This window comes from Paraburkholderia sp. JPY419 (assembly GCF_050435705.1).
Taxonomy (GTDB): Bacteria; Pseudomonadota; Gammaproteobacteria; order Burkholderiales; family Burkholderiaceae; genus Paraburkholderia; species Paraburkholderia youngii.
This window is the reverse complement of record NZ_JBNDKV010000002.1, coordinates 2,891,457-2,915,575: the sequence shown is the minus strand read 5'-3', so window position 1 is coordinate 2,915,575 and position 24,119 is coordinate 2,891,457. Positions and strand designations below refer to the sequence as shown.

The following is a 24,119-nucleotide window of genomic DNA, read 5'->3' as shown; positions in this document are numbered from 1 at the left end:
GCGGCAAGTTACAATACCGGCATGACACGCAAAACCCGCATTCAACCGATCGAATCGGTCGTCACGGAAGTCGACGAAAACGGCTACGATCGTCCGAGCAAGTCCCAGGTCAAACGCGAAATGCAAGCGTTGCAGGATCTGGGCGCGGCGCTCGTCGCGCTGCCGAAAGACGCGCTCAAGCGCATGCCGATGCCCGAAAAGCTCGACGAAGCCGTGCGCGAAGCGCGCCGCATCACCGATCATGAAGGCAAGCGCCGCCAGATCCAGTACGTCGGCCGCGTGATGCGCTCGCTGCTCGACATCGAAACCGCCGCACTGCGCACCGCGCTCGACACCTACAACGGCGTCAACAAGACGGAAACGGCGAAGCTCCACTGGATCGAACGCACCCGCGAAAAGCTGCTTGCCGACGACGCCGCACTGACCGAGTTCATCCGCCAGCACCCGGCCGCCGACCCGCAGCAGGGCCGCACGCTGATCCGCAACGCGCGCAAGGAAGCGCAGCAGAGCAAGCCGCCGCGCTACTTCCGCGAGCTGTTCCAGTGGATCAAGAACGCGGCCGGCGCCGGCGACGAAGCCGAAGACGCTGACCTCGCCCCGGAACAAGACGATGACGACCGCGACGCCTGATCAACGCAAGCAACGTAACCACCCCGACGAAATCGTGATCGGCCTCGTGTCGATCAGCGACCGCGCGTCGACGGGCGTGTACGAGGACAAGGGCATTCCGGCGCTGCAGGAGTGGCTCGGCGCGGCCTTGAGCTCGCCGTGGCAAGTCGTCACGCGGCTGATCGCCGACGATGCGCCGACCATCTCGGCGACGCTGATCGAACTGGTCGACGAAGTGGGCTGCGATCTGGTACTGACGACCGGCGGCACCGGCCCGTCGCGCCGCGACGTGACGCCCGAGGCGACCCTCGCGGTGGCGACCAAGGAGATGCCCGGCTTCGGCGAGCAGATGCGGCAGATCAGCCTGAATTTCGTGCCGACCGCGATCCTGTCGCGCCAGGTCGCGGTGATCCGGGAAACCGATCAGCACGCCGCGCTGATCGTCAACCTGCCCGGCCAGCCGAAATCGATCCGGGAAACGCTGGAAGGCCTGCGCGATGACGGCGCGGGGAAGGTGCCGGGAATTTTCGCGGCGGTGCCCTACTGCATCGACCTGATCGGCGGGCCTTACGTGGAAACCAACGCCGACGTGGTGAAGGCGTTCCGGCCAAAGAGCGCGCAGCGCGCGCCGCGGCAGGACTGAGGTTGGCGGATTAGGGCCTGCAGGCAGGCCCGCGCTTTATTTGGCGCTCGAGGCGGCGTCGGGCGCCGACGGCACGAGGAAATGCTCGCGGTAGTACTTCAGTTCGTCGATCGACTCGTGAATATCGGCCAGCGCGGTGTGCATCGCGCGCTTCTGGAAGCCCTTGTAGATGACCGGCTGCCAGCGCCGGCACAGCTCCTTCAGCGTGCTCACGTCGAGGTTGCGGTAGTGGAAGAAGCTCTCCAGATCCGGCATCCAGCGCGCCATGAAGCGCCGGTCCTGGCAGATCGAGTTGCCGCACATCGGCGACTTGCCGGGCGGCACGTACTGGCCGAGGAATTCGCGGATCTGCGCGGTTGCGTCGGCCTCGCTGACCGTCGAGACCTTCACCCGATCGATCAGCCCCGAGCGGCCATGCGTGTTCTGATTCCACTCGTCCATCTTCGCGAGCGTTTCATCGCTCTGATGAATCGCGAGCACCGGACCTTCGACCATCCTGTCGAGCGTCGAATTCGTCACCACCACCGCGATCTCGATGATGCGGTCGGTGTCGGGCTCGAGCCCGGTCATTTCCATGTCCAGCCAGACGAGATTCATGTCGCTGCGCACGAGCGGCGGCTGTTCGGTGGATGCGAGGATGTCAGTCATGAAGGCAACCCTGAGGGCCGCGCCGCGGGCTTCGCTGCAAGCCCGTGCGGCGCGGCATGTGTTCGTTTGAAATGGACTCGCGCGGTTCGAGCCGGGCCGGCCGCCCTGAAGCGCCGCCTTGAACTGCTACCCGGAGCTAATGCGTTAAACCGCCGCGTTAAACCGTATCTCCGCCCTGAGGCGGGAAGAAACATATAATTCTCGCATAGATACCACGGAATCCTCGGATGCCTACCCTTTACTTCACCGCCCTCTTCATCGTCGCCGTCGTCGCGATGGTCGGCACCAAACTCTGGCTCGCGTCGCGGCAGATCCGCTTCGTCGTCGCGCATCGTGAACAGGTGCCCAGCCAGTTCGTGAACACCATCGCGCTCACCGCGCATCAGCGCGCAGCCGACTACACCGTCGAGCGCACGCGGCTCGCGATGGTCGAGATCGTCGTCGGCGCGGCCGTGCTGATCTGGCTCACGCTGCTCGGCGGCGTGCAGATGCTCGATCTCGCGATCTCCGACTGGCTCGGCCGCGGCTATGCCGGTCAGATTGCGCTGGTTGCCGCTGTGATCGCGATCACGAGCGCGATCGACCTGCCGTTCGACTACTACCGGCAGTTCGTCGTCGAGCAACGCTTTGGCTTCAATCGCATGAGCAAAAGCCTGTTCTTCTTCGACCGTCTGAAGGGCGCGCTGCTCGGTATCGCGTTCGGCCTGCCGCTGTTATTCGTCGTGCTGTGGCTGATGAACCGCGCGGGCAACCTGTGGTGGCTGTGGGCATGGGTCGTGTGGGTCGCGTTCCAGATGTTCGGCCTGCTGATTTTCCCGACCTTCATCGCGCCGCTCTTCAACAAGTTCGAGCCGCTGAAGGATGAAGCGCTCGTGACCCGCATCGAGGCGCTGATGAAGCGCTGCGGCTTCGCCGCGAAGGGTCTGTTCGTGATGGACGGCAGCCGCCGCTCGGCGCACGGCAACGCGTACTTCACCGGCTTCGGCGCGAGCAAGCGCATCGTGTTTTTCGACACACTGCTTGCGCGGCTGTCGGGCCGCGAGATCGAAGCGGTGCTCGCGCACGAGCTCGGCCACTTCAAGCGCCGTCACGTGATGAAGCGCATGCTCGTCACGTTCGCGATCAGCCTCGCGATGCTCGCGCTGCTCGGCTGGCTGACGCAATGCGTATGGTTCTACGAAGGGCTCGGCGTGCGGCCGTCGCTCATTGGCGGCAACAGCGGACTCGCGCTCGTGCTGTTCTTCCTTGCGCTGCCGGTGTTCATGTTCTTCGTCACGCCGCTCGGCAGCCTCAGCTCGCGCAAGCACGAGTTCGAAGCCGACGCGTTCGCCGCGTCGCAAACCGACGCGCACGATCTGATCAACGCGCTCGTCAAGCTGTACGAGGACAACGCGTCGACATTGACGCCCGATCCGCTCTACACCGCGTTCTACTACTCGCATCCGCCGGCCTCGCAGCGGATCGACCGACTGTTGCAGCACGCATGAGCGGCCGCGCTCCCAAGAAAGCGGCGCGCGGCGCCGGGTCCGGCATGCACGGCGCGCGCACGGGCGGCCTCGTGGTGGCCGCGCACGGCCGCCACTACCTGGTCGCCCCTGAAGACGGCGGCGCGCTGCTACAGTGCTTCCCACGCGGCAAGCGCAGCGAGGTCGCGGTCGGCGATCGCGTGGTCTACGAGCCGACTTCGGCGGATCAAGGCGTGATCGTCGAAATCGGCGAGCGGCGCAATCTGCTGTATCGCTCGGACCAGTACAAGTCGAAGCTGTTCGCCGCGAACCTCGACCAACTGCTGATCGTGCTCGCGACCGAGCCGCATTTCAGCGAGGATCTGCTCGGCCGCGCGCTCGTCGCCGCCGAGGCGAACGAACTGAAGCCGCTGATCGTGCTGAACAAGATCGACGTCACCGCTGCTCTGGATGGCGCGCGCAAGCGGCTCGAGCCGTATCGCGCGCTCGGCTATCCGGTGCTCGAAGTGTCGATCCGCATGCAGCCCGAGGCGGCACGCGCCACGCTGACCGAACATCTGCACGGTCACGCGACACTGCTGCTCGGTCAGTCCGGCATGGGCAAATCGACGCTCGTGAACCTGCTGATTCCCGATGCCGAAGTGGCGACGCGCGAGATCTCGACTGCGTTGAACAGCGGGCGCCATACGACGACGTTCACGCGTCTTTATCCGCTGCCTCAGTCGGAGGGTACGGCCGATTTGGATCACGTCAACGGCGCGGCCGGCGCGCTGATCGACTCGCCGGGCTTCCAGGAATTCGGCCTGCACCATCTGACCGAAGGCCGGCTCGAACGCGCGTTCCCCGAGTTCCGGCCGCTGCTGCCGAACTGCCGTTTCTATAACTGCCATCATCTGCACGAGCCTGGCTGCGCGATCCTCGAAGCGGTCGCGGACGGCCGCATCCGCCGCGAACGGCATGCGCTTTATGCGCAACTCGTGCACGAGGCGAGCCAGATCGTCCGCTGACATGAAACTGATACGCGCGCCGAACTTGATCATCGGACAGCATTGGGTCAACGTGCTGGAGACCGCGGGCATCGCCTGCGAGCTGCATAACCGCTATCTGAACGGCGCGCTCGGCGAGATTCCGGCCGATCAATGCGCGCCGGAGCTGTGGCTCGTCGATGAACGCGATGAGGCGGTCGCGCGGCGGCTGATTGAAGCGGCGTCGCGAGGGCCGGCACCGGGCGCGCCTCTATGGCAATGTCAGCAGTGCGGCGAGATGCTCGAGGCGCAGTTCACCGTGTGCTGGCAATGCGGGACTGTGCGCGATCCTTTGAAGGGGTGAGGCGTCGTCGGGAATTGAAAAAGCCGGGCAACGCCCGGCTTTCTCTTGTGCTGCGCGCGCGTGGCCGCTTCAGGCGAGCCACACCGCGATGGTCAACATCAACAGCAGGATCATCCACAACACGACCGCGCGCCACACGAGCCCCACCGCCGATTGCAGCGTGCGCGGCGTGCAGTCGTCGCCGACCTGCATCGGGCCGCCGTCGCCGGTGGCGAGCGCGTCGAGGCTCGACGGCTCCGCGAGTGGCCCGGCCAGGCGCGCACCGAGCGCCCCGCTGCCCGCGGCGAGCAACACGCCGTCGTTCGTATCGGGCCATTGCCGCGCATGATTGCGCCACGCGTAAATCGCATCCTCGAAATTGCCGACGATCGCAAAGCCCAGCGACGTCAGCCGCGCCGGCACCCAGTCGATCACGAAGAACGCGCGCTGCGCGAAGCTCGAAAACGCGACGGTGCGCTCGTCAGCCGGCCGCGCCCATGCGCGCGCCAGATATTCCGCGCAACGGTACAGCACCGCGCCGGCAGGGCCGACCGGAATCAGGAACCAGAAGAACACGCCGAACACGTGGCGATGCGACGCGACCACCGCGTGAATCAACGTGTGACGCACGATCTCGCTGACCGGCATGTCGACTGTCTCGAGCCCGGTCCATTCGTTGAGGATTTCGCGCGCGCGTGGCACGTCGTCGTTGTTCAACGCGAGATGGATGTCGGTGAAGTAGTGGCTGAACTGCCGGAAGCCGAGCGTGAAGTACAGCACCACGACGTTCCACAGGAACGCGAGCATGAAGTGAATGTGATACAGCACGTAATAGACGAGCGCGACTGCGAGCGTCCAAGGTAGCACCACGACGAGCCACGCGAGCAGACCGTGACGTTGCTTGCCAGCATCGAATCCGTGCGCCGCCGACTCCGCATGGTATTGAAGCAACGCAGATACCGGATTGTTCGGCGATAGCGCGCGTACCTGTTCAATGATCAGAGCCAGCAATACGGAGAAAAAAGTCATGCGATGCGCCGTGCTTTTTAAGTTTTTACGATTGTTTTATAACGATAGCACAGGGTCGGATGAGTCTGAACGCGGACGCTGACAAAGCGCCAACAAGTGCGTCGTTCGCGCAACTCGCATCGTCGGCGCGTCGATGCGAGTCATATCTCTCACGCGGCGAGGAACCGATACAGGTTGCGCAGCATCGCGGCCGTCGCGCCCCAGATGAAATGATGGCCGCTTTGCACGGCCGCTGGCGTGGCCGTCTGTGGGTGTTGCCCGCCGTGCTGCTCGGCGGCTTCCGGAGCCACCGTCAATTCGCCGCGCGGATACGGCATCGCGAAGAAGCGGCGCTCGCCGCCCTCGTAGCGGAACAGCCGCTCTTCGTGGTTGGACGGGTCCATCAGGAACGCGAGCGGCACTTCGAAAACCTCGGCGACTTCGAGCGGATCGATCTCAAGCGAGAACGGCGGGTGCACGAGAGCGATGATCGGCGACACGCGAAAGCCGGTGCCAGTTAGATAGTCGGGCAACGCGCCGAGAACTTCGACGCGCGACGCGTCGAGACCCACCTCTTCACGCGCTTCGCGCAGCGCCGTGGCGGTCGCATTGGCGTCGAACGGTTCCTGGCGGCCGCCGGGAAAACTCACCTGGCCGGCGTGATCGCTCAGATGGTCCGCGCGCTGCGTGAGCAACACGGTAAGGCCTCGCGCACGCACGACGAGCGGCACCAGCACCGCGGCCACGCGTGGGTCGAGGTCGGTGTTGCGCCACGGCGCATCGGCAATTTTTTCGGGGGTCCAGGCAAGTTGCCGATCGAAGCGCGCCCGTAGTGCATCGGGCGTCAGACGCTCGCCCGTGACCGCTGGCAGATCGGCGCCCGTCGCGATGACAGGCAGAGTTTCGGGCTCAAAGACGGGGCGGATCAACGGGTCTCTCTGATGAGCGGGGACATGCCGCTATTTTGACCTGGCCAACAAAAAAGCACCCGCGAGGGGTGCTTTTTCTTACAGCATTTACGCTTCGGAAGGAGCGCGGTCCTTCGAGACCAGCTTTTCCTTGATTCGAGCCGACTTGCCCGAACGCTCGCGCAGATAGTACAGCTTCGCACGACGCACATCGCCGCGACGCTTGACGACGATGCTTGCCAGCAGCGGCGAATACGTCTGGAACGTACGCTCGACGCCTTCGCCCGACGAAATCTTGCGGACGATGAACGACGAATTCAGACCACGGTTACGCTTGGCGATCACGACGCCTTCGTAAGCCTGCACACGCTTACGCGTGCCTTCAACCACGTTCACGCTGACGATGACCGTATCACCCGGACCAAAATCCGGAATGGTCTTTTCGCCGAGAACGCGCGCGATTTCTTCCTGCTCGAGTTTTGCAATCAGATTCATCACTGACTCCTAGATCCATCTTGTCGGCGTTCGTACCTGCCCACGCTTACTGCGTTCGGCTACGGCCCCGATAGAGGATGGGTTCACATCTGGCACCGCACACGCATGTGCGGCACCGCCTTTTGTCCGCTCGAAAGACCGGAGCCTCAGGCCTTCGGCTCTTCCTTCGCGAGACTTGCGAGCCACGCCTCGTCGGCACGGCTCAGCATTCTTTTCTTTCTGGCCTTCACGATCAGATCGGGCCGTTTGTTCAACGTGTTGCGCAGTGCTTCGCGCCGCCGCCACGCTTCGATTTCCGCATGATGGCCGCCGAGCAGCACATCGGGCACCCGCACGCCCTCGTATTCCTCGGGACGTGTGTAGTGCGGACAATCGAGCAGCACGTCGACGAAACTATCCTGCACCGCCGACTGCGAGTCGTTCAGCACGCCGGGCAACTGACGCACGACCGCATCCATCAATGCCATCGCGGGCAGCTCGCCGCCCGACAGCACGAAGTCGCCAAGGCTGACTTCCTCGTCGACGACACGGTCGAGCAGACGCTGGTCGATCGCTTCGTAACGCCCGCACAACAGGATCAGACCGGGTTCGGTCGCGAACTTCATCACGCGCTCGTGATTCAGCGTGGCGCCTTGCGGCGACATCATCACGACGCGCGACGCGCCGATGCCCTGCTCCGACTGCGCCGTTTTCGCGGCACTGATCGCATCTTCGAGCGGCCGAGCCAGCATGACCATGCCGGGGCCTCCGCCGTATGGGCGATCGTCGATGGTGCGGTAGTTGTCGGTCGTGAAATCGCGCGGATTCCACGTACGCAACCCATAACGCTGCTGCTTCGCGGCCCGGCTGGTGATACCCCAGTCAGTCAGCGCGCGGAACATTTCTGGAAAGAGCGTCACGACATCGAATTGCATCGCTCTCCCCACTCAACGATAGATTTCAATAGTCAGCTTCCCAGTCGACGACGATCTGCTTGGCCGTCTGGTCCACCGTTTTGACAAAGACGCCGACGAACGGGATCAAACGCTCGCCTACGATCGGCTTGCTGCTTCTATCGGTAGCCGGGTATTCGATGCGCAGCACCGACTGCGCGCCGTTGTCGATCATGCTGGCGACCTTGCCGAGGCTGAGCCCAGCGAGATTCACCACGTCCAGGCCGATCAGATCGACCCAGTAGAATTCGTCGGCTTCGAGCGCCGGAAATTCGCTACGGCTGATGTACACGCGAGAGCCGCGCAAAGCCAGCGCCACATCGCGGTCAGCGACGCCACCCAGACGGGCGACCACGCTGTCGCTGTGCGTTTTGGCCTGCAAGGTCGGCGCCGATTTGCGCTCCTGGCCTTTCAGCAGCCACCAGCGCTTCGCGCTCAGCAAGGCGTCGCCTCCCTGCCCGGCATCCGCATGCGCGGCCACCTTGACCCAGCCTTTGAGACCATACGCGTCGACGATTGCGCCGACTTCGACCGCATCGGCCGGCCAGCTCGCCGCCGTTTCGATGCGCATTTCTGCAGCTTCGGAACCAGCGTTCGCTACCTTGGCCTGCGCCTCTTTCACCTTGCCGTCGGTTCGTTCGACCGGCTTGCGGACGAATGCGCCGAACGACGCCTGACCAGACGCCTTTGCGCGCGAAGCTGCCTTGGCGCTACCAGAACTGCCGGAATCACGCTCAGACATCGAATAACCTCGACAACAACTTCGCAGCCGGCTTTGGCGTCTGCTTCAGTAACACAAATTGCGCATCGGACTGCTCACGCGAGTTGCGCGAGCCGCCGGCCGAACCGACGACGATACGCCCGCGGGCTGCCATATCAAGCAGCCGGCTGTGCCTTTTGGGCTTCCTTCACGAGACGCTCGACGGTCGGCGACAGCTGCGCGCCAACACCTTGCCAGTACGTCAGGCGATCCTGAGCGATACGTAGGGACTCGCCCTTCGTAGCGACCGGATTGTAGAAACCGACGCGCTCGATGAAGCGGCCGTCACGACGGCTGCGCGAGTCGGTGGCGACGATGTTGTAGAACGGGCGCTTCTTGGAGCCGCCACGAGCCAAGCGGATGATGACCATACTAGAATCCTTGAAAACCGGGGTTCGGAACGACTGAAACACGCGATTATAGCGGGAAACCGACGCCATAACAAACACTTACCGGGATAAACTGAGGAACCGGGCTGCACCGGCCTTCTACAAGAGGTGCGAGAACCCGCTCAAACGCCCGAATTACCTGAAGGAGCGCGTGTGCAACGCCAACTGAACCTCCTGTTTCCATTCGCCTTTTTTGCTTTTTTCGTGCGCTTTGCTGGACTTTCGCGCACCCCGCGCAGCCGGATTCTACGCGTGGCGGCGGCCACGTTGCTCACCGCGCAGGCGTTGACGGCAAACGCCGCGCTACCCATCGAGAAAATTAAACTGCCGCCTGGCTTTCACATCGAGGTGTTGTCGGACGACGTGCCGAGCGCACGCGCGATGACGTTATCGCCCAAGGGCATTCTGTACGTGGGCAGCAACGATGGGCACGTCTATGCGCTCGAACTGCGGAACGGCCGCGTGACGGGCCGCCACGTGATCGCGTCCGGGCTGCAGATGCCCGCCGGTATCGCGTGGCGCGATGGCGCGCTGTACGTGTCGGCCGTGTCGAAAATCGTGCGCTTCGATGCGATCGACTCGCACCTGAACGATCCGCCGAAACCGGTCGTCGTCACCGACAAGCTGCCGACGGACACGCATCATGGCTGGAAATTCATCGCGTTCGGCCCAGATGGCAAGCTGTACGTGCCGCAAGGCGCGCCGTGCAACATTTGCCAGAGAGATCCGGACCGCTTTGCGCTGATTGGCCGCATGGACCCGGACGGTAGCCACTACGAGGTCGTCGCGCGCGGCGTCCGCAATTCGGTTGGCTTCGCGTGGCATCCGGTCACCCACGAACTGTGGTTCACCGACAACGGTCGCGACCTGCTCGGCGACGACATTCCGAGCGACAAGCTCAGCCGTGCGTCACGAGTCGGCATGAACTTCGGCTTTCCGTACTGTCACGGCGGCGACACGCCCGACCCCGAGTTCGGCAAGGATCATCCGTGCAGCGACTTCACGCCGCCCGTGGTCAAGCTTGGCGCGCACGTGGCGGCGCTTGGCATGCGCTTCTACGACGGCCCAATGTTTCCGCCCGACTACCGCAACAATATCTTCATCGCCGAGCACGGCTCGTGGAACCGCAGCAAGAAGGTAGGCTACCGCGTGGTGCGCGTGATCACCGACCCTGACGGCAGCCACGCACGCCAGCAAGTCTTTGCCGAAGGCTGGCTGCAACCCGGCGAATCGGTGTGGGGCCGTCCCGCCGACGTGCTGCCGCTGCCGGACGGTTCGCTACTGATCAGCGACGATACCGCCGGCGCGATCTATCGCGTCACGTATTCGGCGCCGTAGAGCGCGGAAGCATGTATGTCCGGCTGAGCGGCTGCACTGGTCTTCTGCCAGTTCCGGCGCATGCCGCCGCCCCGCTTTCAGCGCGGGCGCTCGCCCTCAACGTAACCACCCGCCCGCCGCAGGCGTAGAATGCGCGTCGGTCCGCGCCCTGCGGCACACCGCTCCTTTCGACCGCCTGTCACTCTGCCCACGCGTTCATGTCCACCTTTGACTCGACCTCCCCGCGCTTCAGATCCAAGACGCTCACCGCCGCGCTGGCGTTCCTGTTCGGCAGCCTCGGCGCCCACCGCTTCTATCTATATGGCATCCGGGACATCTTCGGCTGGACGCATCTGCTCGGCACGCTGATCGGCATTCCCGGCGTGATGCTGCTGATCGCCACCGAGCGCGCGTCGATCCTCGGCTGGGTGCTCGCGTCGATCGGTGCGGTTTCACTGTTCGCTGCGTTTCTGGCCGCGCTCGTCTACGGGCTGCGTCCGGATCAGAAATGGGATGCGCAATTCAACGCCCACACGCAACGCAAAAGCCGCTCAGGCTGGACGGTCATTTTCGTCGTGATCTTTTCGCTGCTCATTGGTGCGTTTCTGTTGATGACCGGTCTCGCGCTCGCCTTCCAGACCTACTTCGAAAGCCAGGTCGAAGCGGCCAAAGCGATTTCGCAGTAACACCCGTGGGCCCAGCAGGCATTCCTGCTCGCTAGAAAAGCCTCAATTGTGGATTGTCAGGCGCCGGTGCGCTCGCCTGCTCGGCTCGCGGCGACTCGATCCGGCGAAAGTGCGACATGTCGAGAATGCCGCGGTCACGCCCGCTCAGCCCCAACCGGCGCGCGGCCTTTTGAAAGCGCTGCTTGAGCAGATCCGCCCATAACCCCTCTCCCTTCATGCGGGTCGAGAACGACGAGTCGTAATCCTTGCCGCCCCGCATGTCGTGCACACGGTTCATCACGCGCTCGGCCCGATCCGGGAAGTGTGCGCTCAGCCAATCCTTGAACAGTGGCGCGACCTCCCACGGCAAGCGCAGCACGATATAGCTCGCGTTGCTGGCGCCCGCTTCCGCGCACGCTTCGAGCACGCGCTCCATGTCCGGTTCGGTGACGAACGGGATCACTGGCGCGATGCTCACGCCGACCGGAATGCCCGCCTCGCTGAGCGTACGGATCGTGCGCAGGCGGCGCGACGGCGTGGCCGCGCGCGGTTCGAGCGTGCGCGCGATGTCGGCGTCCAGCGTGGTGATCGTGATCGCGGCCATGAATTGCCCGCGCTCCGCCATCGGCGCGAGCAGGTCGATATCGCGCTCGATCAGCGACGATTTGGTGATCGCCGCGAACGGGTGATTGCGCTCGCTGAGTACCTCGATCACCCGACGCGTAAGTCGCAAGTCGCGTTCGGCCGGCTGCCATGCGTCGGTCGCGACGCCGAGCGCGATCGGCTCGGGCACATAGGATTTCTTCGACAGTTCCCGCTCGAGCAGTTCGGGCGCGTTGATCTTCGCGTAAATGCGGCTCTCGAAATCGAGCCCCGGCGACAAGCCCAGGTAGCTGTGCGTGGGCCGCGCGAAGCAATAGATACAGCCGTGCTCGCAACCGCGATACGGATTCAGCGACACATTGAACGGAATGTCCGGCGACGCGTTGCGTGTGAGGATGGTTTTCGCGCGCTCCTCGAACACCTGCGTGCGCAGGAGCTTCGGCTCGCCGTCTTCGTCGGCCGCCTGCCAGCCGTCGTCGACGGCCTCGCGCTGGTCGACTTCGTAGCGGCCCTGGAGGTTCGTGACCGCACCGCGCCCCTTGCGAGGCGCCGGCGGCGCGATCGGAAATTCGGGAATGTCAGGGGTGTTGGGGTCATCCACGGCGGGCCACGCAAAGCAAGCGCAAACAGGAAGCGCCAAAAGAAAACGGCGCAAACACCTGTATAAATATACAGTATCTACGCCGTTTGTCGAGCACTTCGTGTGCCGCGAGATGCGCGACCAGCCCCGTCAGCGATCAGGCACTTAGTCGGTAACCGCGATCGTCAGCGTCTCCTTGATTTCCTCCATCACCACATAGCTCTTCGACTGCACCGCCCCCGGCAACTGCAGCAGGATGTCGCCGAGCAACTTGCGGTAGTCGGCCATTTCGCCGATGCGCGCCTTGATCAGATAGTCGAAATCGCCCGACACGAGGTGGCACTCGAGCACCTCGGGGATCTTCTGCACCTCGCGGCGGAACTGGTCGAACATGTTGCCGCTCTTGTGATCGAGCGTGATCTCGACGAACACCAGCAGCGCCGCGCCCAGTTCTGCCGGATTCACGCGCGCGTAGTAGCCGGTGATCACGCCGTCGCGCTCCATCCGCTTGACGCGCTCGATGCAAGGTGTCACCGACAGACCGACCCGTTCCGCCAGGTCCTTCATCGCCATACGGCCGTCCTGCTGCAGGAGCCGCAGGATCTTGTGATCGAGCTTATCGAGAGCCCGCACGGGATGGCGCTGGGTACGCATAGTGTTTTTGCTGAAAATGATGAAAATACGATAACAAAACCTGCTTCACTGTTAATAGTATAGCGGTTAACACTGGGCAGACGGCATTTCACCTCACGTTGCAGCTCGTTGAATCGAAGCAGATCGAATCCAGCGAAACGCGCCTTGCCCTCACTCAATTTTTGGATATCTGGAGCAGCTATGCGAGTCGTCGTTTTGGGCAGTGGCGTCGTCGGTGTAACGAGCGCGTACTACCTCGCACGCGCCGGTCACGAAGTGACCGTCATCGATCGCGAGGCCGGCCCGGCGCTCGAAACCAGCTTTGCCAACGCGGGCCAGATCTCGCCGGGCTACGCGTCGCCGTGGGCCGCGCCGGGCGTGCCGCTGAAGGCCGTCAAGTGGATGTTCCAGAAGCACGCGCCGCTCGCGATCCGCCTCGACGGCACCGCGTTCCAGCTGCAATGGATGTGGCAGATGCTGCAGAACTGCACGGCGCCGCGCTATGCGGTGAACAAGGGCCGCATGGTGCGGCTCGCCGAATACAGCCGCGACTGCCTGCAGGCGCTGCGCGCCGACACTGGCATCCAGTACGAAGGCCGCACCGGTGGCACGCTGCAGGTATTTCGCACGCAGCAGCAGTTCGACGGCGCCGCGAAAGACATCGCCGTGCTGCAGGAAGCCAACGTGCCGTACGAACTGCTGAGCGCCGACCAACTCGGCAAGGCCGAACCGGCGCTCGCCGCGGTGTCGCACAAGCTCACCGGTGGCCTGCGCCTGCCCGGCGACGAAACCGGCGACTGCCAGATGTTCACGACGCGACTCGCGGCACTAGCCGAGCAACTGGGCGTCAAGTTCCGCTACAACACGCCGATCGACGCGCTCGCGATGGCGGGCGGCCGCATCGCCGGCGTGCAGTGCGGCGGCGAACTGGTGCGCGCGGACTCGTTCGTGGTGGCGCTCGGCTCGTACTCGACGCGTTTCCTCGACGGTATCGTGAAGATTCCGGTCTATCCGCTGAAGGGCTATTCGATCACCGCGCCGATCGTCGACGCGGCTGCCGCGCCGGTGTCGACCGTGCTCGACGAGACCTACAAGATCGCGATCACGCGCTTCGATGACCGGATTCGCGTCGGCGGCATGGCCGAGGTCGTGGGCTTCGACAAATCACTGCGCGAGGCGCGCCGCAAGACGCTCGAGCTTTCGGTGAACGACCTGTTCCCGGGCGGCGGCGACACGTCGAAGGCGACGTTCTGGACCGGTCTACGGCCGATGACGCCGGACAGCACGCCGATCGTCGGCCGCACGCCGGTGCCGAACCTGTTCCTGAACACCGGCCACGGCACGCTCGGCTGGACGATGTCGTGCGGCTCAGGCCAACTGCTCGCCGACCTGATGTCGGGCAAGCAACCGGCGATCCGCGCGGACGATCTGTCGGTGCATCGCTATCTCGGCGAGACCGCGGGCGAACATCGGCCGGCGTATGCGTGAGTTCGAGTGCGTGCGCTGACGCGGCCCTGGCCGCAAGCGCACGCGGCAACAAACAGCAGCGGCAAAAACAAACGGCGCCTCGCGAGGCGCTGTTTGTTTTCCAAGGTGCCGCCGCAATCGCGGCAGGCACCGAGGCATGCTTAGAACTGGTCTTCCGACAAAGCCAGCACGCCCTCGCCACCCTTCGCGCTGACGATCGCCACTTCGAGCGCCGCCGCCTGCGGCAGCACATGCTCGGCGTAAAACCGCGCGGTCGCAATCTTCGCGTCATGAAACGCGGGATCCTCGTCGCGCCTCGCCGCTGCCGCAAGCTGCGCACGCGCCATCTGCCAGCCGCCTAGCACGATGCCCGCGAGCTTCAGATAGGGCACGCTGCCCGCGAACACCGCATTTGGATCGCCCTTCGCATTCGCGACGACGAAATCGACGACGGCGCCAAGCGCCCGCTGACCCTCAGCGAGTTGCGTCCGCATCGACGCGAACGCCGCGCCCTGCTGCGCGCCGAGCGCTTCGACCGTTTCGGCGATACCAGCAAGCAGTTCCTTCGCGACCTTACCGCCGTCGCGCAGCGTCTTGCGACCAATCAGGTCATTGGCCTGGATCGCGGTCGTGCCTTCGTAGATCGGCAGAATGCGCGCGTCGCGGTAGTACTGCGCGGCGCCGGTTTCCTCGATGAAGCCCATGCCGCCATGCACCTGCACGCCGAGACTCGTCACGTCGATTGACAATTCCGTGCTCCAGCCCTTCACGATCGGCACCAGGTATTCGTAGATCGCCTGATGCTTGGCACGCGTCGCGTCGTCAGGATGACGATGCGCGATATCGCAGTGCGAGGCCGCGACGTACGCGAGCGCGCGCGACGCCTCGGTGAGGCAGCGCATCGTCGACAGCATGCGGCGCACGTCCGGGTGCTGGATGATCGCGACCGACTGCTTCGCGGAGCCATCCACGGGGCGGCTCTGCACGCGCTCCTTCGCATACGCGACCGCCTTCTGATACGCGCGATCCGAAATCGCGACGCCTTGCATGCCGACCGCGAAACGCGCGGCATTCATCATGATGAACATGTATTCGAGGCCGCGATTCTCTTCGCCGATCAACTGACCGATCGCGCCGCCGTGATCGCCGAACTGCAGCACCGCGGTCGGGCTCGCCTTGATGCCGAGCTTGTGCTCGATCGACACGCAATGCACATCGTTGCGCTCGCCGAGCGAGCCGTCCTCGTTGACGAGAAACTTCGGCACGAGGAACAGCGAAATGCCCTTCACACCATCGGGCGCGTTAGGCGTGCGCGCAAGGACGAGATGGACGATGTTCTTCGCCATGTCGTGCTCGCCCCAGGTAATGAAAATCTTCGTGCCGAACAGCTTGAACGAACCGTCGCCCAGCGGCTCGGCGCGCGTGCGCACCAGCGCGAGATCGGAGCCCGCCTGCGGTTCGGTCAGGTTCATCGTGCCGGTCCATTCGCCTGAAATCAGCTTCGGCACGAAGGTCTGTTTCTGCGCTTCGCTGCCGGCGGTCAGTAGTGCTTCGATCGCGCCGTCGGTCAGCAAAGGACACAACGCGAACGACAGATTCGATGCGTTGAGCATTTCGACGCATGGCGTCCCGATCAGCTTCGGCAACCCCTGTCCTTCGTAGTCGAGCGGGTGCTGCACACCCTGCCAGCCGCCCTCGGCGAACTGGCGGAACGCGTCCCTGAAACCGGGCGTCGCGGTGACGACGCCATCCTTCCAGCTGCTCGGGTTGCGATCGCCGTCGACGTTCAGCGGCGCAAGCACTTCGCCGCACAGTTTCGCCGACTCGCCGAGCACGGCCTGCGCCGTGTCGAGGTTCGCGTCTTCGAAGCCGGGCAGCTTCGCGATGTCTTCGAGTCCGGCCAGTTCTTTCATCACGAACAGCATGTCCTTGACGGGCGCCGTATAGCTCATTTCGGTTCTCCTCCCTTGATATGAAAAAAGGGCGCGGGACTTGGTCGGTCCAGCGCCCTTCGCTTGTTCTCCGCGGCCTGTTTCAACCGCCGCGGCGCTTAGCCGAGTTCCTTCACGAGTTCCGGCACGATGGTGAACAGATCGCCGACGAGGCCGTAGTCGGCCACGCTGAAGATCGGCGCTTCTTCGTCCTTGTTGATCGCGACGATGACCTTCGAGTCCTTCATGCCGGCCAGATGCTGGATCGCACCCGAGATGCCGACCGCGACATACAGTTGCGGCGCGACGATCTTGCCGGTCTGGCCGACCTGATAGTCGTTCGGCACGAAGCCCGCGTCGACCGCTGCGCGCGATGCGCCCAGTGCCGCGCCGAGCTTGTCGGCCAGCGGCTCGAGCACCTTCGTGTAGTTCTCGCCATTGCCCAGACCCCGGCCACCGGACACGATGATCTTCGCGCTCGTCAGTTCCGGACGATCGAGCTTCGTCACTTCGCGGCTCACGAACTGCGAGATGCCTGCGTCGGCTGCGGCTTCGATCTTTTCGACCGCTGCGCTGCCGCCTTCGGCTGCGACGGCGTCGAAACCGGTCGAGCGCACGGTGATGACCTTGATCGGATCAGCCGATTGCACGATCGCAATGGCGTTGCCCGCGTAGATCGGACGCTCGAACGTGTCGGCGCTGTCCACCGCGGTGATGTCGCTGATCTGCGCGACGTCGAGCTTTGCGGCGATACGCGGCGCGACGTTCTTGCCGTACGCGGTAGCCGGCGCGAGGATGTGCGTGTAGTTCCTGGCCGCATCTTGCACAAGCGTCAGCACCGTCGCTTCGACGTTTTCCGCGAGACCCGCTTCGAGTTGCGGCGCGTCGGCGAGCAGTACCTTGGCGACGCCGGCGATCTTCGCCGCGGCATCGGCCGCAGCCTGCGCGTTATGCCCGGCGACCAGCACGTGAATCTCACCGCCGATCTTCTGTGCCGCGGCGATCGTGTTCAGCGTCGCGGTCTTGATCGACGCGTTATCGTGTTCTGCTACTACCAGGTTAACCAGATTCGTCATTTCTTGCGTCTCCTCACAGCACCTTGGCTTCGGTCTTCAGCTTCTCGACCAGCGTCTTCACGTCCGGCACCTTCACACCGGCGGAGCGCTTCGGAGGCTCGGCGACCTTCAGCGTCTTCAGACGCGGCGTGACATCGACGCCGAGGTCTTCGGGCTTCACCGTTTCCAGCGGCTTTTTCTTGGCCTTCATGATGTTCGGCAGCGTCACGTAGCGCGGCTCGTTCAGGCGCAGATCGGTCGTGATCACGGCCGGCAGCGTCAGCGACAGCGTTTCCGCGCCGCCATCCACTTCACGCGACACCGTGGCCTTGCCATCCGCCACGACCACCTTCGACGCGAACGTCGCCTGCGGCAGGTTCGCCAGCGCGGCGAGCATCTGGCCGGTCTGGTTCGAATCGTCGTCGATCGCCTGCTTGCCGAGGATCACCAGTTGCGGCTGCTCCTTGTCGACCAGCGCCTTGAGCAGCTTCGCGACTGCGAGCGGCTGCAGATCTTCGTTCGATTCGATCAGGATCGCGCGGTCCGCGCCGATCGCGAGCGCGGTGCGCAGCGTTTCCTGCGACTGCGTCACACCGGCCGACACGGCGATTACTTCGGTCGCGATACCCGCTTCCTTCAGCCGCACCGCCTCTTCAACCGCGATTTCATCGAACGGATTCATCGACATTTTCACGTTCGCAATATCGACGCCCGTACCGTCCGATTTCACGCGGACCTTCACGTTGTAGTCGACCACTCTTTTCACTGGCACCAGAATTTTCATGCACACGCTCCAAAGTTACGAATACGTCAACCCGACAAACATTATAGCGACTGCCCTCATGGCAGCCGTGTCGCGGGCGCTTTGCGGAAGGATATCGCTCCTCCGCGGCGTGACGGCAATATCGAACGATCGTTCTATTTTAATCTCTAAAAAACCCGGGAAACAACCCCGGGTTCCGACTGCGACCTCTAATTTCCCATTGCCGTCGTGTTCTGCTTGGTTCGTGGATCATTGCATCACCAGGAGGTGATCACCGAGCCGCCGAATTTGCTGTCGACGAACTGCTTCACTTCCGGCGAGTGGTACGCCGCGACGAGCTTCGCGACCCACGGCTTGTTCTTGTCCGCTTCGCGAATCGCGATCACGTTTACGTACGGACCCTTCGGGTCCTCGATCGCGATGGCGTCCTGCTTCGGCTTCAAGCCCGCTTCCATCGCGAAGTTGGTGTTGATCGCGGCGGCATCGACGTCGGCGAGCGAACGCGGAATCTGCGCCGCGTCGAGCTCGACGATCTTCAGCTTCTTCGGATTGTCGATGATATCGAGCGGTGTCGCCTTCAATCCCGCATCGGCGCGCAGCTTCAGCAAGCCCTGCTTCTGCAGCAGCAAAAGCGCGCGGCCGCCGTTGGTCGGATCGTTCGGTACGGCGATCTTCGCGCCCGGCTGCAGTTCGGCGAGCGACTTCACTTTCTTCGAATAGATGCCCATCGGGTACGTGACCGTATCGGCGACACGGATCAGCTTGTAGCCACGGTCCTTCACCTGCGCCTGCAAGTACGGGTCGTGCTGGTAGCTGTTCGCGTCCAGATCGCCGCTCCCGAGCGCCGCGTTCGGCTGCACGTAATCGGAGAATTCGACGATCTTGATGGTGAGGCCGTTCTTCGCGGCGACCGTCTTCACGACGTCCATGATCTGCGCGTGCGGGCCGCCGGTGACGCCGACCTTGATCGTGTCTTCGGCATGCGCCGCGGTGGTGGCGAACAGCGTTGCCGCGCCGAGCGCGGCGGCCAACTTGAGAATGAGGCGACGTTGCATGATGGACCTTTTCCGAATCTCTATGAGCGGGCTTCCGAACGCCCTTGTTTACTTATGGCTCAAACGACGCACGAGCCAATCCCCAAACGACTGCACCAGTTGCACGAACACGATCAGAATCAGCACGACCGCGAGCATCACTTCCGGCAGGAAGCGCTGATAACCGTAGCGGATGCCGAGGTCGCCAAGGCCACCGCCGCCGATCGCGCCGGCCATCGCCGAATAGCCGACCAGCGACACGAATGTGATCGTCAAACCGGCGACCACGCCCGGCAGCGATTCCGGCAACAGCACCTTGAAGACGATCTGGCTGGTGGTCGCGCCCATCGCCTGAGCGGCCTCGATGAGGCCGCGGTCGACTTCGCGGAGCGCCGTTTCGACGAGACGCGCGATGAACGGCGCGGCGGCGATCGTCAGCGGCACGATCGCGGCGGCCGTGCCGATCGACGAACCGACCACGAGCCGCGTAAACGGAATCACCGCGACCAGCAGGATGATGAACGGTGTGGAGCGCACCGCATTGACGATCACGCCCATCACCCGATTGACGGCGACGTTTTCGAGCACGCCCTGGCGGTCGGTCAGATACAGCAGCACGCCGAGCGGCACGCCAACCACGGCGCCAATCAGTCCGGAGATGCCGACCATGATCAGCGTCTCCCAGAACGACTGGACGAACATATCGAACATTTCACTCAACATGCGAGAGCTCCTCCACTACGACACCCTGCTCGCGCAGAAACGTGAGCGCCTGCGCGACCTTGGCCGGATCGCCGCCCGCCAGAACCGCGAGCGAGCCGAACGCCTGCCCTTGGATCTCGTCGATCTGGCCGTGCAGGATATTGAAGTCGAGCTCGTAACGGCGAATCGTCTCCGATAGGATCGGCTGATCCACGCCCGAACCGGTGAACGCGAGGCGCAGCAGATGGCCGCTGCCGGTCTTCAGGCGCTGCGCGACGCGCGCCTTCATGGCGGGCGGCAAGTCCTGCGCGATCACGTCGCCGATCAGCGCGCGAGTGACTTCGTGGTGCGGCTGCAGGAACACGTCGATCACCTTGCCCTGTTCGACGACGCGGCCCGCGTCGAGCACCGCGACGCGATCGCAGACCTGCTTGATCACGTCCATCTGGTGTGTGATCAGCACGACCGTCAGGTTCAGTTCGCGGTTGATGCGCTTGAGCAAATCAAGAATGGCGCGCGTGGTCTCGGGGTCGAGCGCCGAGGTCGCCTCGTCCGACAGCAGCACCTTCGGCTTGCTCGCCAGCGCCCGCGCAATGCCCACGCGCTGCTTCTGCCCGCCGCTGATCTGGGCCGGATAGCGGTCCTTCTGCGCCGACAGACCGACGAGTTCGAGCAGCGGCAGCACGTTCGCCTCGATTTCGTCGCGCTTCATGCCGGCCAGTTCGAGCGGCAGCGCGACGTTCTCGTACACGGTGCGCGACGACAACAGATTGAAGTGCTGGAAGATCATGCCGATCTCGCGACGCGCGTCGCGCAGTTGCGCGGCGGGCAGCGTCGTCAGATCGCGGCCGTTGACTAGGATGTTGCCCTCGGATGGGCGGGTCAGCAGGTTGATCGTGCGCACGAGCGTGCTCTTGCCCGCGCCGCTGCGGCCGATGATGCCGAACACCTCGCCCGCCGGAATCGTCAGATTGACGTTGTGCAGCGCCTCGACCCAGCCCCGGGGTCCGGCGAACCGCTGGGAAACATTGCGTATTTCGATCATGGACAAACGAAAACGGCGGAGGCTGCCGGCGAGCGTCGTGCTCCCGACAAGCGGCCGCCGTTTCTTTTATTTGGGATTTAAGGTCGCCATTCTACCGCAGCGCCGACATACCCTTTAATAATCAATTCCGATCTTTTCATAACCAAAGGGCATTAGAGCCGCGCGTTACGTACAAAAGCTCTCGCGCATCGCGCCGCTCCGACTATGATCGGACCACCCCCTTCCGCACAGCCTACCGCCATGCAAACTTCCCCGAGCCACACGGTGCGCGCGAGCGCCGGCAGTCTTAATAAGGAAGCGCCGCAGCGCGCGTCGGTCACGACCGCCGATGGCATCGAGTTGCCGCTGTATCGCTGGCAGCCGAACGGGCCGATACGCGCGACGGTCGCGCTGCTGCACGGCCTCGCCGAGCACGCCGGCCGTTACGCGGCCGTGGCGGACCGGCTCAACGCGGCGGGCATCGAACTCGTCGCGGTCGATCTTCGCGGCCACGGCCACGCGCCCGGCAGGCGCGTCTATGTGAAACGCTTCGACGACTACTTGCTCGATGCGCAGGCGCTGCTCGACGCCGCCGCGCAAAGCTGCGCGCCGCTCTTCCTGATGGGCCACAGCATGGGTGGCGCGGTGGCCGCGCTGTACGCGATCGAACGTCTCGACGCCAGCGGGAGGCGCCTGAGTGGCCTGATCCTGTCGAGCCCCGCGCTTGCGCCGGGGCGCGACGTGCCGAAGTGGATGCTCGCGCTGAGCCAGGTGATCAGCCGCGTCTATCCGGGCTTCCCGGCGATGAAGATCGACCCCGCGCTGCTGTCGCGCCTTCAGCCGGTCGTCAAAGCCAACCTCAACGATCCGCTCGTGCATCACGACGCGATTCCGGCGCGCACGGGTGCCGAGTTGTTGCTGGCGATGGCGCGCATCGAACGTGGCCGCGCGGGGCTGCGCATGCCGCTGCTCGTGTTTCACGGCACCGACGACAAACTGACCGAGCCCGACGGCAGCCGCGCGTTCGGCGAGCACGCGGGTTCGCCTGACAAGACGCTCACGCTGCACGAGGGCAGCTATCACGAGACGATGAATGACCTCGACCGCGATCGGGTGATCGCGGGGTTGGTCGATTGGATTGAAAGACGGTCGGTGGGACGGAGTTGAGAAGATGCGGCGCGTGGTAGCCGTCGGCTAGCGCTTCCACTCCGGCGCGCGTTTGTCGATGAAAGCCTGCACGCCTTCGAGCGCCGAGTCGTCCATCATGTTGCAGGCCATCGTCTGCCCGGCGAGCTGGTACGCGGCCTCGATGCCCATTTCGAGTTGGCGGTAGAACAGGCCCTTGCCCGCGCTGACCGCTTCGACCGGCTTCGCGCAGATGCTCGCGGCGAGCCGCGCGACTTCGTCGTCGAGTGCATCGGCTGGGGCGACGCGGTTCACGAGCCCCTGCTTGCGGGCTTCGGCGGCGTCGATGAAATCGCCGGTCAGCAGCATTTCGAGCGCGGCCTTGCGCGACAGGTTGCGCGACAGCGGCACCGACGGTGTCGCGCAGAACAACCCGAGGTTCACGCCCGATACGGCGAAGCGCGCGGTCTCGGCGGCGACCGCGAGATCGCACATGGCGACGAGCTGGCAGCCGGCCGCGGTCGCGATGCCGTGCACGCGCGCGATCACCGGCTGCGGCAGGCGCTGGATCGTCAGCATCAGCTTCGTGCAGCGCGCGAACAGCTGCTGGTAGTACGCGAGCGACGGCGCCGCGCGCATTTCCTTCAGGTCGTGCCCGGCGCAGAATGCGCGGCCCGCGCCGGCGATCACGACCACGCGGGCATCGGTCTTCGCGATGTCGGTCAGCGTCTGCTGAAGTTCGTCGAGCAGCGCTTCGGACAGCGCGTTGAACGCATCGGGCCGGTTCATCGTTACGCGCACGACGCCCGGTACGCGATACGCGTCGGGTTCGATGGTGACCAGCGACGCGTCGCCGGTGTTGACGGGGTTGACGTTCATGGCTCAGATCTCCGCGAGCGAGCGCACGTGCGCGACCACGCTGCGCCCGAGCGCCGACAGGTTGTAGCCGCCCTCGAGACAACTGACGATGCGCCCGCGCGCATAGCGCCGCGCGATCTCGCACACCTGGTCGGTAATCCACGCGTAATCGTCTTCGACGAGGCCCATGTTGCCAAGGTCATCCTCACGATGCGCGTCGAAGCCGGCCGAGATGAACAGCATCTCCGGCCTGAACTCGTGCAGGCGCGGCAACCACAGCATATCGACCGCTTCGCGCACGGCCATGCCGTTCGAGCGCGCCGGCATGGGCACGTTGCACATGTTGGACGCCTGGTTGTCGGCGCCCGTGAACGGATAGAACGGGTGCTGAAAGATGCTGCACATCAGCACGCGCGGGTCGCCCGCGAATGCGGCCTCGGTACCGTTGCCGTGATGCACGTCGAAGTCGATGATGGCGACCCGCGCGAGACCATGCACGTCGAGCGCGTGGCGTGCGGCGATCGCGACGTTGTTGAAGAAGCAGAAGCCCATCGCGCGCGCCGGCTCCGCGTGATGGCCGGGCGGGCGCACGCTGCAGAACGCGTTGTCGTAGCGGCCTTCGATCACCGCGTCGGTGGCGGCCACGGCCGCGCCCGCCGCGCGCAACGCGGCCCGCAACGTGTGCGGGTTCATCGTCGTGTCGGGATCGATTTCGGCGACGCCCTCGACCGGCGAGCGACCGCGGATGTAGTCGACGTGCGCCTGCGTGTGCACGCGCAGCAGCGCGGCCTCGTCGACGAGCGGCGCCGACTCGCGCTCGATCAGCGCGTCGATGCGGCTCGCGATCAACTGATCCTCGATCGCCTGCAGGCGCGCGGGGCACTCGGGATGCCACTGTCCCATGTCATGCAGCAGACAGTCGGGGTGGGAATAGAAACCTGTTGCCATAGTTTGTGTTGTGCGTCTCTTCTACGGCGCGGCGCATCAATTGCGCGCGCGGCGTGTCTCCGTCGAGCGGCGCGCGCCCCCGCGCGCCTACATTCGTCAAGTTACCACACGACACCGCTGTCGCCGATTCAGCACGGTTTTGCGGAAGCCGTCGGGTATACTTCCCCGACCCGTTATTCGCCGTTTCGTTCCTGCCGCTTTCCGACTGCTTCCAGCCTTTCACGCATCGCGCTCACTGCTCACCATGA

At 64.3% G+C, this 24,119-nt stretch carries 26 protein-coding genes; 9 read left to right on the top strand and 17 right to left on the bottom strand.

Translation table 11 applies throughout. The features are described 5' to 3' along the window. Positions 1-21: 21 nt before the first annotated feature. Positions 22-630, top strand: coding sequence for a ribosome biogenesis factor YjgA (yjgA, locus tag QFZ91_RS19610; RefSeq protein WP_429568142.1), 609 nt, complete (start codon positions 22-24; stop codon positions 628-630). Continuing rightward, positions 611-1,252 (top strand): molybdopterin adenylyltransferase, encoded by a 642-nt coding sequence (mog, locus tag QFZ91_RS19605; protein ID WP_429568141.1) that lies wholly within the window; start codon positions 611-613, stop codon positions 1,250-1,252. The genes yjgA and mog overlap by 20 nt, the downstream gene beginning before the upstream one ends. A gap of 36 nt (positions 1,253-1,288) precedes the next feature. Here mog and orn read toward each other — a convergent pair whose 3' ends face one another. After that, positions 1,289-1,900 (bottom strand): oligoribonuclease, encoded by a 612-nt coding sequence (gene orn, locus QFZ91_RS19600; protein WP_429568140.1) that lies wholly within the window; start codon positions 1,898-1,900, stop codon positions 1,289-1,291. 227 nt (positions 1,901-2,127) lie between these two features. On the opposite strand from orn, the gene QFZ91_RS19595 reads away from it, so the two are divergent. From QFZ91_RS19595 to QFZ91_RS19585, 3 genes are read left to right on the top strand one after another with little or no spacing between them, the layout of a single operon-like run. After that, complete coding sequence (locus QFZ91_RS19595; protein ID WP_368590524.1) at positions 2,128-3,387, top strand: M48 family metallopeptidase; 1,260 nt, start codon at positions 2,128-2,130, stop codon at positions 3,385-3,387. Beyond that, positions 3,384-4,373 carry a ribosome small subunit-dependent GTPase A gene (gene rsgA / locus QFZ91_RS19590; RefSeq protein ID WP_429568139.1) on the top strand — a complete coding sequence of 330 codons (990 nt, stop codon included), beginning with the start codon at positions 3,384-3,386 and terminating at the stop codon, positions 4,371-4,373. The genes QFZ91_RS19595 and rsgA overlap by 4 nt, the downstream gene beginning before the upstream one ends. Before the next feature lies 1 nt (position 4,374). After that, positions 4,375-4,695 carry a DUF2007 domain-containing protein gene (locus QFZ91_RS19585; RefSeq protein WP_429568138.1) on the top strand — a complete coding sequence of 107 codons (321 nt, stop codon included), beginning with the start codon at positions 4,375-4,377 and terminating at the stop codon, positions 4,693-4,695. Positions 4,696-4,764: 69 nt separating this feature from the next. Here QFZ91_RS19585 and QFZ91_RS19580 read toward each other — a convergent pair whose 3' ends face one another. The 6 genes from QFZ91_RS19580 to rpsP form a co-directional block, all read right to left on the bottom strand. Next, positions 4,765-5,703 (bottom strand): CobD/CbiB family protein, encoded by a 939-nt coding sequence (locus tag QFZ91_RS19580; RefSeq protein WP_176380307.1) that lies wholly within the window; start codon positions 5,701-5,703, stop codon positions 4,765-4,767. Between the two features lie 149 nt (positions 5,704-5,852). Continuing rightward, the gene (locus QFZ91_RS19575) at positions 5,853-6,611 is read right to left on the bottom strand and encodes an NUDIX hydrolase (protein WP_429568137.1); all 759 of its coding nucleotides are present in this window, start codon (positions 6,609-6,611) and stop codon (positions 5,853-5,855) included. Positions 6,612-6,698: 87 nt separating this feature from the next. Continuing rightward, on the bottom strand, positions 6,699-7,085 hold the full coding sequence (rplS, locus tag QFZ91_RS19570; RefSeq protein ID WP_176105405.1) for a 50S ribosomal protein L19: 387 nt from the start codon (positions 7,083-7,085) through the stop codon (positions 6,699-6,701). Between the two features lie 146 nt (positions 7,086-7,231). Next, the gene (gene trmD / locus QFZ91_RS19565) at positions 7,232-7,999 is read right to left on the bottom strand and encodes a tRNA (guanosine(37)-N1)-methyltransferase TrmD (RefSeq protein WP_176124221.1); all 768 of its coding nucleotides are present in this window, start codon (positions 7,997-7,999) and stop codon (positions 7,232-7,234) included. A gap of 25 nt (positions 8,000-8,024) precedes the next feature. Continuing rightward, the gene (gene rimM, locus QFZ91_RS19560; RefSeq protein WP_429568136.1) at positions 8,025-8,759 is read right to left on the bottom strand and encodes a ribosome maturation factor RimM; all 735 of its coding nucleotides are present in this window, start codon (positions 8,757-8,759) and stop codon (positions 8,025-8,027) included. Between the two features lie 134 nt (positions 8,760-8,893). Further along, on the bottom strand, positions 8,894-9,148 hold the full coding sequence (gene rpsP / locus QFZ91_RS19555; protein WP_013090118.1) for a 30S ribosomal protein S16: 255 nt from the start codon (positions 9,146-9,148) through the stop codon (positions 8,894-8,896). 261 nt (positions 9,149-9,409) lie between these two features. Between rpsP and QFZ91_RS19550 the strand changes: the two genes are divergently transcribed. Both QFZ91_RS19550 and QFZ91_RS19545 read left to right on the top strand, forming a co-directional pair. Further along, positions 9,410-10,504, top strand: coding sequence for a PQQ-dependent sugar dehydrogenase (locus QFZ91_RS19550; RefSeq protein WP_429568664.1), 1,095 nt, complete (start codon positions 9,410-9,412; stop codon positions 10,502-10,504). Between the two features lie 197 nt (positions 10,505-10,701). Beyond that, on the top strand, positions 10,702-11,169 hold the full coding sequence (locus QFZ91_RS19545; protein WP_429568135.1) for an NINE protein: 468 nt from the start codon (positions 10,702-10,704) through the stop codon (positions 11,167-11,169). 31 nt (positions 11,170-11,200) lie between these two features. Here the strand turns inward: QFZ91_RS19545 and QFZ91_RS19540 are convergent, their stop codons facing one another. Next, complete coding sequence (locus QFZ91_RS19540; RefSeq protein ID WP_429568134.1) at positions 11,201-12,352, bottom strand: PA0069 family radical SAM protein; 1,152 nt, start codon at positions 12,350-12,352, stop codon at positions 11,201-11,203. A gap of 144 nt (positions 12,353-12,496) precedes the next feature. Next, positions 12,497-12,985 carry an Lrp/AsnC ligand binding domain-containing protein gene (locus tag QFZ91_RS19535; protein WP_013090122.1) on the bottom strand — a complete coding sequence of 163 codons (489 nt, stop codon included), beginning with the start codon at positions 12,983-12,985 and terminating at the stop codon, positions 12,497-12,499. Between the two features lie 180 nt (positions 12,986-13,165). Between QFZ91_RS19535 and QFZ91_RS19530 the strand changes: the two genes are divergently transcribed. Further along, positions 13,166-14,452, top strand: a complete 1,287-nt coding sequence (locus QFZ91_RS19530; protein ID WP_176124226.1) for a D-amino acid dehydrogenase — start codon at positions 13,166-13,168, stop codon at positions 14,450-14,452. Positions 14,453-14,592: 140 nt separating this feature from the next. Here QFZ91_RS19530 and QFZ91_RS19525 read toward each other — a convergent pair whose 3' ends face one another. The 6 genes from QFZ91_RS19525 to QFZ91_RS19500 all read right to left on the bottom strand — a co-directional run bounded on the left by QFZ91_RS19525 (position 14,593) and on the right by QFZ91_RS19500 (position 20,961). Then, positions 14,593-16,383: an acyl-CoA dehydrogenase gene (locus QFZ91_RS19525; protein WP_429568133.1), complete on the bottom strand. Its 1,791-nt coding sequence runs from the start codon at positions 16,381-16,383 to the stop codon at positions 14,593-14,595. Between the two features lie 98 nt (positions 16,384-16,481). Continuing rightward, positions 16,482-17,429, bottom strand: coding sequence for an electron transfer flavoprotein subunit alpha/FixB family protein (locus QFZ91_RS19520; RefSeq protein ID WP_429568663.1), 948 nt, complete (start codon positions 17,427-17,429; stop codon positions 16,482-16,484). Positions 17,430-17,451: 22 nt separating this feature from the next. After that, entirely contained in the window at positions 17,452-18,201 is a 750-nt protein-coding gene (locus QFZ91_RS19515; RefSeq protein ID WP_429568132.1) for an electron transfer flavoprotein subunit beta/FixA family protein, read from the bottom strand. 236 nt (positions 18,202-18,437) lie between these two features. After that, on the bottom strand, positions 18,438-19,235 hold the full coding sequence (locus tag QFZ91_RS19510) for a MetQ/NlpA family ABC transporter substrate-binding protein (protein WP_429568131.1): 798 nt from the start codon (positions 19,233-19,235) through the stop codon (positions 18,438-18,440). 48 nt (positions 19,236-19,283) lie between these two features. Then, positions 19,284-19,937: a methionine ABC transporter permease gene (locus QFZ91_RS19505; RefSeq protein WP_008924321.1), complete on the bottom strand. Its 654-nt coding sequence runs from the start codon at positions 19,935-19,937 to the stop codon at positions 19,284-19,286. Further along, positions 19,927-20,961 carry a methionine ABC transporter ATP-binding protein gene (locus QFZ91_RS19500; RefSeq protein ID WP_176381334.1) on the bottom strand — a complete coding sequence of 345 codons (1,035 nt, stop codon included), beginning with the start codon at positions 20,959-20,961 and terminating at the stop codon, positions 19,927-19,929. Before QFZ91_RS19500 ends, QFZ91_RS19505 begins: the two co-directional genes overlap by 11 nt. Before the next feature lie 240 nt (positions 20,962-21,201). On the opposite strand from QFZ91_RS19500, the gene QFZ91_RS19495 reads away from it, so the two are divergent. Continuing rightward, positions 21,202-22,107 carry an alpha/beta hydrolase gene (locus tag QFZ91_RS19495; RefSeq protein WP_176124338.1) on the top strand — a complete coding sequence of 302 codons (906 nt, stop codon included), beginning with the start codon at positions 21,202-21,204 and terminating at the stop codon, positions 22,105-22,107. A gap of 27 nt (positions 22,108-22,134) precedes the next feature. On the opposite strand, the gene QFZ91_RS19490 is transcribed toward QFZ91_RS19495, so the two are convergent. Together QFZ91_RS19490 and QFZ91_RS19485 are read right to left on the bottom strand one after the other, a co-directional pair. Beyond that, on the bottom strand, positions 22,135-22,944 hold the full coding sequence (locus QFZ91_RS19490) for an enoyl-CoA hydratase (protein ID WP_176369273.1): 810 nt from the start codon (positions 22,942-22,944) through the stop codon (positions 22,135-22,137). Positions 22,945-22,947: 3 nt separating this feature from the next. Then, a complete protein-coding gene (locus QFZ91_RS19485; protein ID WP_368596663.1) occupies positions 22,948-23,871 on the bottom strand; it encodes a histone deacetylase family protein in 924 nt (307 codons plus the stop codon). Between the last annotated feature and the right edge of the window lie 248 nt (positions 23,872-24,119).

What these genes read in the sequence shown, in the direction of transcription:
- yjgA (WP_429568142.1), top strand. Translation starts at nt 22, where the DNA reads ATGACACGCAAAACCCGCATTCAACCGATCGAATCGGTCGTCACGGAA.
- mog (WP_429568141.1), top strand. Translation starts at nt 611, where the DNA reads ATGACGACCGCGACGCCTGATCAACGCAAGCAACGTAACCACCCCGAC.
- orn (WP_429568140.1), bottom strand. Translation starts at nt 1,900, where the DNA reads ATGACTGACATCCTCGCATCCACCGAACAGCCGCCGCTCGTGCGCAGC.
- QFZ91_RS19595 (WP_368590524.1), top strand. Translation starts at nt 2,128, where the DNA reads ATGCCTACCCTTTACTTCACCGCCCTCTTCATCGTCGCCGTCGTCGCG.
- rsgA (WP_429568139.1), top strand. Translation starts at nt 3,384, where the DNA reads ATGAGCGGCCGCGCTCCCAAGAAAGCGGCGCGCGGCGCCGGGTCCGGC.
- QFZ91_RS19585 (WP_429568138.1), top strand. Translation starts at nt 4,375, where the DNA reads ATGAAACTGATACGCGCGCCGAACTTGATCATCGGACAGCATTGGGTC.
- QFZ91_RS19580 (WP_176380307.1), bottom strand. Translation starts at nt 5,703, where the DNA reads ATGACTTTTTTCTCCGTATTGCTGGCTCTGATCATTGAACAGGTACGC.
- rplS (WP_176105405.1), bottom strand. Translation starts at nt 7,085, where the DNA reads ATGAATCTGATTGCAAAACTCGAGCAGGAAGAAATCGCGCGCGTTCTC.
- trmD (WP_176124221.1), bottom strand. Translation starts at nt 7,999, where the DNA reads ATGCAATTCGATGTCGTGACGCTCTTTCCAGAAATGTTCCGCGCGCTG.
- rimM (WP_429568136.1), bottom strand. Translation starts at nt 8,759, where the DNA reads ATGTCTGAGCGTGATTCCGGCAGTTCTGGTAGCGCCAAGGCAGCTTCG.
- rpsP (WP_013090118.1), bottom strand. Translation starts at nt 9,148, where the DNA reads ATGGTCATCATCCGCTTGGCTCGTGGCGGCTCCAAGAAGCGCCCGTTC.
- QFZ91_RS19545 (WP_429568135.1), top strand. Translation starts at nt 10,702, where the DNA reads ATGTCCACCTTTGACTCGACCTCCCCGCGCTTCAGATCCAAGACGCTC.
- QFZ91_RS19535 (WP_013090122.1), bottom strand. Translation starts at nt 12,985, where the DNA reads ATGCGTACCCAGCGCCATCCCGTGCGGGCTCTCGATAAGCTCGATCAC.
- QFZ91_RS19530 (WP_176124226.1), top strand. Translation starts at nt 13,166, where the DNA reads ATGCGAGTCGTCGTTTTGGGCAGTGGCGTCGTCGGTGTAACGAGCGCG.
- QFZ91_RS19525 (WP_429568133.1), bottom strand. Translation starts at nt 16,383, where the DNA reads ATGAGCTATACGGCGCCCGTCAAGGACATGCTGTTCGTGATGAAAGAA.
- QFZ91_RS19515 (WP_429568132.1), bottom strand. Translation starts at nt 18,201, where the DNA reads ATGAAAATTCTGGTGCCAGTGAAAAGAGTGGTCGACTACAACGTGAAG.
- QFZ91_RS19510 (WP_429568131.1), bottom strand. Translation starts at nt 19,235, where the DNA reads ATGCAACGTCGCCTCATTCTCAAGTTGGCCGCCGCGCTCGGCGCGGCA.
- QFZ91_RS19505 (WP_008924321.1), bottom strand. Translation starts at nt 19,937, where the DNA reads ATGTTGAGTGAAATGTTCGATATGTTCGTCCAGTCGTTCTGGGAGACG.
- QFZ91_RS19500 (WP_176381334.1), bottom strand. Translation starts at nt 20,961, where the DNA reads ATGATCGAAATACGCAATGTTTCCCAGCGGTTCGCCGGACCCCGGGGC.
- QFZ91_RS19495 (WP_176124338.1), top strand. Translation starts at nt 21,202, where the DNA reads ATGCAAACTTCCCCGAGCCACACGGTGCGCGCGAGCGCCGGCAGTCTT.
- QFZ91_RS19490 (WP_176369273.1), bottom strand. Translation starts at nt 22,944, where the DNA reads ATGAACGTCAACCCCGTCAACACCGGCGACGCGTCGCTGGTCACCATC.
- QFZ91_RS19485 (WP_368596663.1), bottom strand. Translation starts at nt 23,871, where the DNA reads ATGGCAACAGGTTTCTATTCCCACCCCGACTGTCTGCTGCATGACATG.